Consider the following 11868-nt stretch of genomic DNA (forward strand, 5'->3'; position numbering starts at 1 on the left):
ATTTCTGAAGTTTTTATTTCATAACAATGGCCCCGGGATTCAGAGAATTTTGGGGCCATTGCATTTTAATTGTTTTTGGACTTCAAATTTATCCGATGGACTTTACAAAGATACTTTCGTAATTACTAAACCGGGATTTAAATGCTTTGCTCAGCTCCGCTTGCTGGTTTGCCTTGCTGAGTTCCTCCAGCCCGTTTAATATAGACAGGCCAACCTGTATCTCTCTTAATCGTCTTCTCTGGAGCTCTGGCTCCAGAGAAGCGATATACTGCAACTCCAGGTCTAGAAAGGAAAGAGTTTCCTTAGCCATTAAATTGGCCTGTGGCAGGTCTTTTAACTCATAAAACAGCCTGATGCTATTGAACCTGTTAATCGTATCCTGAATCGAGTAGTTTTTTAACGGAAGTTCCTTTGCACTTTTCTTCATGACCGCAAGAGCCTGCGCATTTTTACCTGCTAAAATCAGGTTTGTAGCGAGGGTATTGTGGAAGGTCCAGGTGCTTTCTCCAATTCTTCTGCTTTCAATATCCAGGTATTTCGCTGATTTGAAACCCGAATAATCCATTTTATGCATCACATTATCATACATGACTTCCGTATTGGTGATCTCTGATTTATTACGCTCGTCTTTAGGATCAGTTTTTAATGGAAGTAAGCGGTAGGCATAGCCTTCCAGATACAGGTATTTATCTAAGCCGATATAGGTATCCGGAGAAACAGAAGTGGCAAAATAAATCGGTCTTTCCCAGTTGTTATGTACGAGGATGTCGTACATCGCCAGGTCTGCTTTACCAATGAAATTTTTATCTACGGTCCATTCCATCTGGCCAGCAGCTTTGGCTTTATCTGCCGCTTTAATGGTATTTGTTTTTACCAGCTGATCGGAATCGATAGTCATTTTTAGCTTTTTGGTAGGGAGGAAATTTTCATAAGAACCATCGTTCATCTGTACTTTATCGTCTTTGGCATCTGAAGTGAGTACAGTTAACAGGTCTTTTAATTCCACGCTATCAGTAAATCCGTAATCGATGTAGGGGATATAATCGCGAACACCCTGCTGATATTTCTCCGCGGCCATGGTAATCGGCAGTGCAGCAGATTTATTTTGTTGCTTCCTCAATTGATTGATGAAATTCCCGTCACTAAGAAACTGTAAGCAGATCACCCTGACGTCAGTTCTGATGCCTTCTACTTCTTGCGCATACCATAAAGGGAAGGTGTCGTTATCTGCATTGGTAAACAGGATCGCGTTAGGTGCACAGGAATTCAGGTAGTTGACTGCCCAGTCCCTTGCTGTGGTTTTGCCGGAACGGTCATGGTCGTCCCAACCTTGTACCGCCATTAAAGCAGGTGCAATAAGGAATCCCGTTAATGCTGCAAGCACAAGGCTCATCTTTTTTGGAGTAAAGCGGGAAAGGGCTTCTTTAATCGCCAGTACCCCGAAACCGATAAAGATGCAAAAGGCGTAAAAGGACCCTACATAGGCGTAATCACGTTCTCTAACTTGTAAAGGATCCTGATTTAGGTATAGAATGATGGCCAGACCGGTGAAAAAGAATAAGGTGGCGATCACTAAGGTTTCTTGTTTGTTCTTTCTGTAGAGGAAGATCAGTCCGGCCATTCCCAACAGAAAAGGTAGGCCATATAGTACATTATGGCCTTTATTGTCTTGAATAGAAGGAGGTAGTTTATTTTGGGAACCTAGTCTGATGGCATCCAATGGCTTAATGCCGGACAACCAGTTTCCTTCGTCCAGATTTCCATGTCCCTGAATATCATTCTGACGGCCCACAAAGTTCCATAAGAAATAACGCATGTACATGAAACCTACCTGATAAGAACTGAAAAAGCCAAGGTTATCAGACATCGTGGGTGCCTGTTCTTTTTCCAGACCCATCCATTGCTGGTAAAAGTTAATATGATCCGGTTTACTGCTGTACATTCTCGGAAAGAGTATGTTTTTATCGTAGTTGACCTTGAATGATTTTCCGGACTCCTCGTATTTTGAAGTGCCCTTACGGTATTCTGTGCCGGTTTCCTTATAGTCGGTTTGTTTGGCATCATAGGTTTTGCCGTACAATAACGGCGTTTCTCCGTAATTGGTTCTTCCGAGGTAACTGTACAATGAAAATGGACTGTCAGGGTTTGATAAGTTGATGCTGGGTTTTGCATTCGCACGGATCAGTATGACAAAATAAGAACTGAATCCGAAGATAATAAATGCAAAGCAAAGGAGACTGAGGTTCAGGTTATATTTGCGGTGCTGAATAGAATAGTAAATGCCGTAACTGGTGATGCCAATCAATAATAAAATAAAAACGATGGCACCAGAGCCAAAACTCAATCCTAGATTATTGACAAAGAAAAGGTCGGATTTAGCAGCTGCTAATACCAGATATTGCACGATGACAATTTGCACAAGGCCTACAATCAGACAGGCAACGGCAAGGGCTTTGATGGTGCCCAACCAGGTCACTTCTTTCGTTTTCTTGAAATAATAAACCAGTACCAGCGCAGGAATGGCGAGTAAACTTAAAAGATGCGCACCAATAGAAAGGCCTACCAGAAAAGAAATAAAAACCAGCCAGCGGTTGTCCATGCTCTTTTCCCATTTCAGAATAGACCAGAATACCATAGCGGTAAAGAGGGTAGAGAGTGCATATACTTCCGATTCTACTGCTGAAAACCAAAAGGTATCGGAAAAAGTATAAGCCAATGCGCCAACAATACCTGCGGCAATGACACCCGGCGATTCTAATTTGGTTTTTTCTTCGGGATATAGTTTGGAGGCCATAGCTGTAATAGTCCAGTAGAGGAACATAATGGTGGCTCCGCTAAATAGTACTGAGCTGAAATTGATCCAATAAGCTATTTTGGTAGCATCGCCAAGGGCGAATAAGGAGAATAGTTTGCCGATCATCAGGAACAAAGGGGCTCCGGGTTGATGGCCTACCTGGAGTTTATTACTGGCAGCGATGAACTCTCCACAATCCCAGAAACTGACAGTTGGTTCCATTGTCAGCCAATAAACAATGGTAGCGATTCCAAAAAGGAGGAAGCCCACCAGGTTGTTGATGCGGCAATAATTTTTCATGATTTAAGGTTTAATTTTGGGTTAATCAAAAATAACCAAATCATTAAAGGATAGTTTTTTACAAGTGTTAAATTATGTTAAAGAATGTTAAATTTTCCAGGAAGGCAGCGGAATGAAACCTGGGCAAAAGGATGTTTAATAGTGCTGCTCAATATGTGCATCAATTACCAGATAGCCTTGTTTTTTACTTTGAGTGAAGATTAAAAAGCGCTGTTGATCAGGCTTGATCTTGTATTTCTTAACCAGCTGCTCCGCTTTGTCGCGGTAATTTCTTGCGATTACATTTCCCCTCAGGTCTTTTTCTTTTTTCAGATCTGCGGGGGCTATCAGTCCATTGATTCGGAACCTTCTTCCCGGGAACTCTTCCAGCACTTTTGAAGAGGTGTAAAGCTGTGTTTGCGAATGTAGTTTCTGTAAGCCATATCTGCTGGCGATCAGGTTGAAAGCGCCACCTTTTAACAGTGCGGTATCAGGCTCATATAGGTATTGTTGTAAATCCAGTTCCGGAATTTCGGCTTCGGTATCCTCTTCTCCTTTAAAAAAGCTAAAGCTTTTCTCCTGTTCATTAAGGGTCGTACAAACGATCTTTACTTGTGCTGATGGTTCGTTTTCGACGATCCATAACAGCTCCTTGCATTCGTTTTTCACACTCAGTACATGGATTTCACTCACGTTTTTCAGCTCTTTTAATCCTGCACTGAAATCCAGTAAAGGTGCTGTTTTGATGATGATTCTCTTAGATTTTGACAACAGCAGATCCAGATGTTCCACCACATTAGGTGTGCAGTCTTTGAGCATAAACACTTTTCCTATGCTGCTTCTTCGGGCGGGGTCAATATAAATAGTGTCGAAAGAGATATTTGTTTCCCGAAGATAAGCAATGCCATCCATGGCCAGAAACTCCATGTTGTACTGTTGGAGCACCAGAGCATTATGTGAGGCAATTTCGGAAAGCTCCGGATTAATCTCACAATGCGTTACCTGTTTCAGCTTGCGGGCAAAGAAAAGGCTGTCTACACCAAAACCACCGGTCAGGTCGATCAGCGTTTCTCCAATGGCCAGACCTGATTTATAGGCTGCCGTACTTTCCGAAGAACACTGTTCAATTGATATTAAAGCCGGGTAATAAATCAGTTCCTGATGATACCATTGCGGTAGTTTCTTTACGCTCTTCTGCTTTGCTGCAATCTGGTTGGCCAGTTCTTTGGAACTGACCTCCGGAAAGGGACTTTTAGCCATAGCAATGGTAAATACATCACCGGTTAAATGGGTATTGATATATTCCTGTACTTCGCTGGCTAAAATATTTTTGTTCAATGGAATTGATTTTAAGCGTTAAGGGTACGGTCTTTCATCACAATCTGGCAGGTATGTCTGCTTTTAACTTCCAGTAAAATGCTCTTGTCAACCGTCACACGATCGATAGTTTCCTGGTTGTAATACCTGATGGTTACCAACTCTAAACCTGTATTGTATTTTACTTTGTAGTGTACGGAGAGCTCCTCAATTAGTTTCTGCAATTTCTCCGGATCCTCATCAATACTCACCGAAAAACTGATGGCAGAATTCAGCATGGTATTGATCTTCACCTTGTGGTTATGAAAAAGACTGAAAATATCACTCAGGTTCTCTTCAATGATAAAGGAGAAATCTTTGGGAAAAATAGATATTAATACCTGATGCACCTTAAAGATAAAAGAAGGGACAGGTAAATGATTTTCCGCATTTGTGATGTCTGTTCCTTCGGCTTCGGGATGAAGGAAAGACCGGACATATAATGGAATGTTTTTATTCTGAATCGGCTTAATGGTTTTTGGGTGGATTACCGTAGCACCATAGTAAGCCAGTTCGATGGCATCATGATACGACAATTGCGGAATACGTTCCGTCTCATCAAACCACTTCGGGTCCGCATTTAATACGCCCGGCACATCTTTCCAGATGGTTAAAGAATCGGCGTTGAGGCAGGAAGAGAAGATCGCCGCTGAATAATCTGAGCCCTCACGACCTAAAGTAGTGGTAAAGTTTTCACTGGTACCACCAATAAATCCTTGCGTTACGCCAATGTATTGATCCAGTAATGGCAATAGGTGTTGCTGTACTTCTGCTTCCGTTTTCTCCCAGTTTACATTCCCTTCGCGGTAATTGTTGTCTGTTTGAATAAAGTTACGGGCATCCAGCCATTTGGCTTTTAAACCGGTTTCGTTCAGATAAGCAGCAACGATTTTAGTAGATATCACCTCGCCGATAGATACAATCTGATCATAGATATAATCAGGTGTATCCGTAATCTCTTCTTCAATCAGCCAGTCGATTTCTACAAATGTATTGGCTACATCATTATAGATTGGGTGTTGATGATTTGGGAACAGGTCCCCGATAATCTCAAAATGGTAAGCTTTTACGGCTTCAAAAATCTGATGAGTCTGTTCTTCTTCTCCATTGAGGTAAGCTTTGCAGAGTTCTTCCAGTTTGTTGGTCATCTTGCCCATGGCAGAAATGACGATCAATAGTTTTTGTTTCGGGTAGCGGCTAACAATTTGCGCAAGGTTGATGACGCCAGCTGCATCTTTCACTGAGGCGCCTCCAAATTTGAATACGAGCATAGTTATTTTGTCGGACTGAGTAAAGTATTTGGCCTGGCTATGGTTTTTAAATCGCTGAAAGGAATGATCAATTCAGTGCTGCCATAAACATAGGCTTTAATTTCGTATGGGTTGTAAAGGAATTTTAATCCTTCTTTGGTAATCGTAAAATTACGGTTCAGGTTGAACTTGTCATTTTCAAAGAAATAGCTGTCTTTAAGGCTTGCCGTTGGACTTAGTTTCTCATTTTTCCTGAAAATCTTTTCTGCAATAGTCACCAGTTGAGGCATACTATCCTCATTGATCAGTGATTCCAGTGTGATTTCCTGTAGGGTTTTCGGGTTCAGATTCCAGTAGATCATTGCACTGTTAGGGTGGGCACCACCGGCATAATTAACCAGACTATGTTCCAATCCTAAATACTCCGGCTGATCTGTTAATACCTTTGTTTCGGCATCTAAAAACCAGGTCGCTGCAGTCCCTTCCGTATCTCTCAGGTTTTCATAAGCTTTCACAAAAGTATCGGCTACCTCCTGATAGCTTTGCGCTTTTTTATCATCGGGATTTGCAATCGCTTCAATAGTTTTTTGTTCCAGCAACTGGTTCAGCTTCTGATCTGAAAAAACCGGATAGACCATACGAACATAAGTAGTATCCGTACTTTTTGTTTTGACAGCAGGATTAGGTTTACTGAAAACCTTAAGGCTGTCGTATTTAAAAGTCAAGTCATTTTCAGCATGGATAGAAAGACCAGTACTGTCTCCCTGATCACTTGCTTTTTTTTCACTCTGACAAGCTGCAAAGCTTAATGCCAGCATTAATACTGCTAATTTTTTCATCTTCGGTAGATTTTAAAGGGTCAATGAATCCGGTTAGCGTAAATTTAGCTATTTCGAAATCTGTTCTTTAGAAAAAGAACCATTTAGCCAGTCTGCTTCCAGCTGTGCTTCATACTTTTTATAAAAGTTGATGGCTGGCTCATTCCAGTCCAGCACCTGCCAGTTCATGCCGTTAAAGTTCTTGTCTTTGGCTTCTTTAATTACTCTTTCAAAAAGTAATTTTCCAATGCCTTTGCCTCTGTAGCTTTCGGTAACTATAAAGTCTTCCAGGTATAATCTGCATCCTTTCCAGGTAGAATATCTGGTGTAATATAAGGCAAAGCCGATAATCAACTGGTCATTTTCAACTACAAACGCGTTCCATACCGGATTGGAACCGAAACCAGCATCTTCAAATTCTGCTAAAGTAACGGTAACTTCTTCCGGAGCCTTTTCATATAAAGCCAGTTCATGAATCAATTCTAATAGACGCGGGCAATCTTGCTGTGTGGCAACTCTGATGTTTATATTCATTATACTTCTTCTTTCCAGTGTTTAATTTTCCTTTTTCCAAAAATATTGCTGCCTACACGAACCATGGTGCTTCCTGCTTCAATGGCCAGTTTGTAATCTCCGGACATGCCCATTGAAAGTTCTTTAAAGCTGTCGTCTTTTCTAAAGAAACTTACTTTAATGCCATCAAAAAGGACTCTAAGCTCCGTAAACTCATCCAGGGTTTGTTTCTCCAGTGCATTGTTGCTGGCGATACCCATTAAACCGGTAATGCGGACGTTTTTCATCGCTGTAAACTCTTCTGAACGCAACAGGTCAATCGCTTCATCGTAGCCTAAACCGAATTTAGTGTCTTCATCAGCTATATAAATCTGCAATAAACAATCGATCACTCTTTTGTTTTTTGCCGCTTGTTTGTTGATCTCAATTAACAGTTTTAAGCTGTCTACCGATTGAATCAAACTGATAAAAGGGGCAATGTATTTTACCTTATTAGTTTGTAAATGACCAATCAGGTGCCATTCGATATCGGGAGGAAGTTGCGCTTGCTTTTCTACCAGCTCCTGCACAATATTCTCTCCAAATACCCTTTGTCCGGCGTTATAGGCTTCCAAAACTGCCGATGCTTCCTGGTATTTTGAAACCGCGATTAATTTCACCGCAACTTCGTCTAATTCGTTTTTATATTTTAATAAGTTATCTGCTATACTCATTTATCAGTATTTTTGGTAAAATTAAGAACCTTAGCGAACTTTGGCTAAGAAATAATGATGTTTTAAACATAATGAGAAACTTTTTATATATACTATCCTTTTTTTTACTGATTTCTGCCTGTAAACCAGGGATTCCTAAAGACATCATTCAACCGGATAAAATGCCGGGTGTGTTGAGTGATATCCATGTGGTAGATGGTTATATCACTACAATTCCAGCAGTGGATTCTGCAAAGAAAGTGGCCAGTTCCTATTATAAAGGTATTTATAAGAAATATGGTGTTGACTCGGCCATGTTTGCAAGGAGTATGGCTTATTACAACGCCAATCCAAAGCTGCTGGATGATATTTATACACTTGTGATCCAGGACTTGTCTAGGCAAAAAGACGTGATTACAAAATCAGATTCAGTAATCAACGCGAAAAATAGAATAGAATTAATGTTAAGAAAATCAGCGGATTCGCTGGCCAGAAAATCACCGGATTATAAAATCCGCTTCCTTTTGAAAGACACCACGAGTTTGACGGATACCACGAAGAAGGCGATGGAGTTTATTCAACCAAAGATGGTTTATAAAAACCAAAATTAGAATTATAAGTATGTTATATCCGGAGAATTGTTTAGAGCGTTTGGGTTTTAGTGAGGTCAGACAACTTATTCATAAACACTGTTTGAGTCCGATGGGACAACAAATGGTTGATAAAATGCAGGTCATGACGAAGTATGACCAGATCAATAAATTTTTGCGTCAGACTTATGAGTTTAAAAGTATCCTGGAAAATCAGGAGCCTTTACAGATCAGCTCGTTTTTTGATATCAAATCATTAGCAGATAAAATTAAAGTAGAAGGAACTTATCTGGTGGAAGAGGAACTGCACCAGATGTATGCTTCCCTGCTCACGGTATTTTCTGTATTGCGTTTTTTTGAAGAAAGAAAAGAAGTATATCCCAACCTGGAGGCTTTATTAGAGCACCTTCCGGTAGAAAAGAATATCCTGAAAAGAATTGAAATGGTGCTGGACCCGAAAGGGAAAATCAAACCTAATGCTTCCTCAACCCTGCAACAGATCATTGGCGATATTGCTAAAGCGGAGCAGGATGTGAGAAAGCGGATGGATTCCATTTACAAAACTGCGGTTGGCAACAACTGGGTGGCGGATGGTAGCTTAACCATCAGAGACGGAAGGATGTGTATTCCGATCCTTGCGGAGAACAAAAGAAAACTTAAAGGTTTCATTCACGATGAGTCTGCCTCGGGGCAAACCGTTTATATGGAGCCGGAAGAGGTATTTACACTTAACAATAAGCTGAGGGACCTTGAATTTGATAAACGAAGAGAGATCATTAAGATTCTCATCGCGCTGACCACAGATTTAAGACCTTACACACCTTTATTGTTGTCGTACCATGGATTCCTGACTAAATTAGATTTTGTAAGGGCCAAGGCTTTGTTTTCAATTGATATAGACGCAGATATGCCGATATTGATCAAAGAAGCGAAAACAAAATTCGTTAATGCCACGCATCCACTCTTATATCTTTCTTTTAAGGAAGATAAAAAGACAGTGGTTCCATTGAATATTCACATCACAGAAGAGCTTCGGATTGTATTGGTTTCCGGTCCCAATGCAGGTGGAAAGTCGGTCTGCATGAAAACCGTTGGTTTATTACAGCTCATGGTGCAATCGGGTCTACTGATTCCGGTACATGAATCCAGTGAGGTGGGGATCTTTGAAAATATCTTTGCTGATATTGGTGATGATCAGTCAATTGAGAGTGATTTGAGTACATATAGTGCGCATTTAACGAAAATGAGATATTTCGTGGAGCATGCTTCTCCAAAAACACTGGTACTGATTGATGAGTTTGGTACAGGTACCGATCCTCAATTTGGTGGTCCGATGGCAGAGGCTGTGTTGGAAGTGTTGAATAATAAGAAAGTGAGAGGGGTGATCACAACCCACTATTCTAACCTGAAACTTTTCGCAGGGAATACCCCCGGTCTGGAAAACGCATCTATGTTGTTTGATAACGACCGGATGAAACCGATGTATATTTTGGAGCTTGGGAAACCGGGTAGTTCTTATGCGTTTGAAATTGCACAGAATATCGGTCTTCAAAAAGAAGTACTGGAACTGGCAAGGGCAAAAACCGGAACGAACCAAAACCGTATTGACAGTTTACTGGTGGATCTGGAAAGAGAGAAAAAGCAGATTTATGATACCAAACTGCATTTGTCGAATCAGCAGAATAAGGTGAAAAATCTGGTTGCAGAAAATGAAAAGCTGAAACTGTTTTTAGATGAAAACAGGAAAGTGCTGATTAAAGAAGCGAAACTGGAAGCGCAGGCTATTATCAAAAATGCCAATAAACTGGTAGAAAATACAATTGCGGAGATTAAAGATAAGCAGGCAGATAAAATAGTAACTAAAGAACTGCGTCAGAATCTGCAAAAGGTATTGGTGCAGCATCAGGTGAAAGAAGAAAAGAAACCTGAGTTAGCAGTGGCCTTAAATACGCCGATTCAGGTTGGAGATTGGGTACAGCTGAACAATAGTGAAACTACAGGACAGGTGTTAGAGATCAACAGAGACAATCTGGTGGTCGCTTTAGGAGAGCTACGTTCCGTATTGAAGAAAAACAGGGTTTATAAAATCAGTAATAAACAGGCTAAAAAGGCGGTTCAGAACAACTCCTATTCCGGCAGCATGTCGGAGGCTATTGGTAGTTTTACCGCTGAGCTGGATCTGCGTGGCATGCGGGGCGAAAATGCTTTGCATGAGGTAGAGAAGTATCTGGACAAGTCGATCATGCTGGGTTTTCCATTCATTAAGCTGATTCACGGTAAAGGGGATGGTATCTTAAGGAAGCTGATCCGTGAGTATCTTAAAAAATATAGTCAGGTAAACCGTGTGGAAGATGAGCATGCCGATAGAGGTGGTGATGGGATTACCTACGTGTATTTCAATTAGTTAAACATATTCAGGACATTGCTTGTTATCAAATAAAGCAATGTCCTATGAAAATATTGATGATCAGTGCATTGGCAATTTTGCTTTGCACTACTGGTTGCAAGAAAAACAAATCTAAGGGAACTGTGGAAACTCCGCTTCCCGATGCTGCACTGAAAACAAAGGTGCTGACCGCTGGTTTAGCCTTTCCATGGGAAATCATTTACGGTCCTGATCAGCAATTGTGGATCACGGAAAGAGGGGGGAAGATCAGCAGGATCAATCCTCAAACCGGTGCCGTCACCTTATTACATACCATTTCTGAAGTAGTATCCAATGGTGAAGGTGGTTTGCTGGGGATGGCTCTTGCGCCAAATTTCAGCACTAATCCATGGGTATATGTGGTCTATGATTATGGAACGGGAAACAATTACAGGGAGAAAGTGGTCCGTTTTACTTATGCGAACGGGGCCTTAACAGCGCCATTACCGATTATTGATCAGATTCCAGCTTCCAGTATCCATAACGGCTCCCGGTTAATGATCAGCACTGATCAAAAATTATTTATCAGTACAGGCGATGCCAGTAACGCGGCTAATGCACAATTGCAAAACTCCTTGTCCGGAAAGATCCTCCGGTTGAACCTGGATGGTAGTATTCCTGCGGATAATCCGACTGCAAATAGTCCGGTTTGGAGTTTCGGCCACCGTAATCCACAAGGATTGATTCAGGTGGGCGATAAGATCTACGCTTCAGAACACGGCCCAAATAACGATGATGAGGTCAATCTGATCCTCAAAGGACGGAATTACGGCTGGCCGAATGTGGAAGGTTTCTGTAACCTGCCTGGCGAACAGGTCTTTTGTGCCTCAAATAATGTGGTAGAACCGATGTTCGCCTGGACACCTACCATCGCGACTTCCAGTCTTTCTTATTATAACTCGGATTATATTCCGCAATGGAAAAACTCTTTATTGCTGCTTAGTTTAAAAGGTGCCAGACTCACACAGTTGAGTTTAAATGCTGGTGGCGACAAAATCACGGCTACTAAAGACTTTCTGGTCAATCAGTTTGGACGCCTCAGGGCCATTTGTCAATCTCCGGAAGGAAAGCTATACATCAGCACGAGTAATGGTGGTGATGATAAAATTATAGAAATCGCCAAATAAATTGTTCGAACACATTTTATACTA

9 protein-coding genes are annotated in these 11868 nt (G+C 41.2%); 3 read left to right on the plus strand and 6 right to left on the minus strand.

Translation table 11 applies throughout. The features are described from left to right. Positions 1 to 88: 88 nt before the first annotated feature. The 6 genes from OQX61_RS10290 to OQX61_RS10315 all read right to left on the minus strand — a co-directional run bounded on the left by OQX61_RS10290 (position 89) and on the right by OQX61_RS10315 (position 7723). Positions 89 to 3094, minus strand: coding sequence for a DUF2723 domain-containing protein (locus OQX61_RS10290; protein WP_265841573.1), 3006 nt, complete (start codon positions 3092 to 3094; stop codon positions 89 to 91). Between the two features lie 135 nt (positions 3095 to 3229). Next, on the minus strand, positions 3230 to 4411 hold the full coding sequence (locus OQX61_RS10295; RefSeq protein ID WP_265841574.1) for a hypothetical protein: 1182 nt from the start codon (positions 4409 to 4411) through the stop codon (positions 3230 to 3232). A gap of 11 nt (positions 4412 to 4422) precedes the next feature. Next, positions 4423 to 5700: an aspartate kinase gene (locus tag OQX61_RS10300; RefSeq protein WP_265841575.1), complete on the minus strand. Its 1278-nt coding sequence runs from the start codon at positions 5698 to 5700 to the stop codon at positions 4423 to 4425. Positions 5701 to 5702: 2 nt separating this feature from the next. Further along, entirely contained in the window at positions 5703 to 6518 is an 816-nt protein-coding gene (locus OQX61_RS10305; RefSeq protein ID WP_265841576.1) for a DUF3298 and DUF4163 domain-containing protein, read from the minus strand. A 48-nt stretch (positions 6519 to 6566) separates the two neighbouring features. Further along, a complete protein-coding gene (locus tag OQX61_RS10310; RefSeq protein ID WP_265841577.1) occupies positions 6567 to 7031 on the minus strand; it encodes a GNAT family N-acetyltransferase in 465 nt (154 codons plus the stop codon). Further along, positions 7031 to 7723, minus strand: coding sequence for a YggS family pyridoxal phosphate-dependent enzyme (locus OQX61_RS10315; RefSeq protein ID WP_265841578.1), 693 nt, complete (start codon positions 7721 to 7723; stop codon positions 7031 to 7033). Before OQX61_RS10315 ends, OQX61_RS10310 begins: the two co-directional genes overlap by 1 nt. Before the next feature lie 71 nt (positions 7724 to 7794). Between OQX61_RS10315 and OQX61_RS10320 the strand changes: the two genes are divergently transcribed. From OQX61_RS10320 to OQX61_RS10330, 3 genes are read left to right on the plus strand one after another with little or no spacing between them, the layout of a single operon-like run. After that, positions 7795 to 8313 (plus strand): DUF4296 domain-containing protein, encoded by a 519-nt coding sequence (locus OQX61_RS10320; protein WP_265841579.1) that lies wholly within the window; start codon positions 7795 to 7797, stop codon positions 8311 to 8313. 10 nt (positions 8314 to 8323) lie between these two features. Next, positions 8324 to 10696, plus strand: coding sequence for an endonuclease MutS2 (locus OQX61_RS10325; protein ID WP_265841580.1), 2373 nt, complete (start codon positions 8324 to 8326; stop codon positions 10694 to 10696). A gap of 47 nt (positions 10697 to 10743) precedes the next feature. Further along, positions 10744 to 11844: a PQQ-dependent sugar dehydrogenase gene (locus tag OQX61_RS10330; protein WP_265841581.1), complete on the plus strand. Its 1101-nt coding sequence runs from the start codon at positions 10744 to 10746 to the stop codon at positions 11842 to 11844. Positions 11845 to 11868: the final 24 nt, after the last annotated feature.

The organism is Pedobacter sp. PLR (assembly GCF_026239675.1).
Lineage (GTDB): Bacteria > Bacteroidota > Bacteroidia > Sphingobacteriales > Sphingobacteriaceae > Pedobacter.

What these genes read in the sequence shown, in the direction of transcription:
- OQX61_RS10290 (WP_265841573.1), bottom strand. Translation starts at nt 3,094, where the DNA reads ATGAAAAATTATTGCCGCATCAACAACCTGGTGGGCTTCCTCCTTTTT.
- OQX61_RS10300 (WP_265841575.1), bottom strand. Translation starts at nt 5,700, where the DNA reads ATGCTCGTATTCAAATTTGGAGGCGCCTCAGTGAAAGATGCAGCTGGC.
- OQX61_RS10305 (WP_265841576.1), bottom strand. Translation starts at nt 6,518, where the DNA reads ATGAAAAAATTAGCAGTATTAATGCTGGCATTAAGCTTTGCAGCTTGT.
- OQX61_RS10310 (WP_265841577.1), bottom strand. Translation starts at nt 7,031, where the DNA reads ATGAATATAAACATCAGAGTTGCCACACAGCAAGATTGCCCGCGTCTA.
- OQX61_RS10315 (WP_265841578.1), bottom strand. Translation starts at nt 7,723, where the DNA reads ATGAGTATAGCAGATAACTTATTAAAATATAAAAACGAATTAGACGAA.
- OQX61_RS10320 (WP_265841579.1), top strand. Translation starts at nt 7,795, where the DNA reads ATGAGAAACTTTTTATATATACTATCCTTTTTTTTACTGATTTCTGCC.
- OQX61_RS10325 (WP_265841580.1), top strand. Translation starts at nt 8,324, where the DNA reads ATGTTATATCCGGAGAATTGTTTAGAGCGTTTGGGTTTTAGTGAGGTC.
- OQX61_RS10330 (WP_265841581.1), top strand. Translation starts at nt 10,744, where the DNA reads ATGAAAATATTGATGATCAGTGCATTGGCAATTTTGCTTTGCACTACT.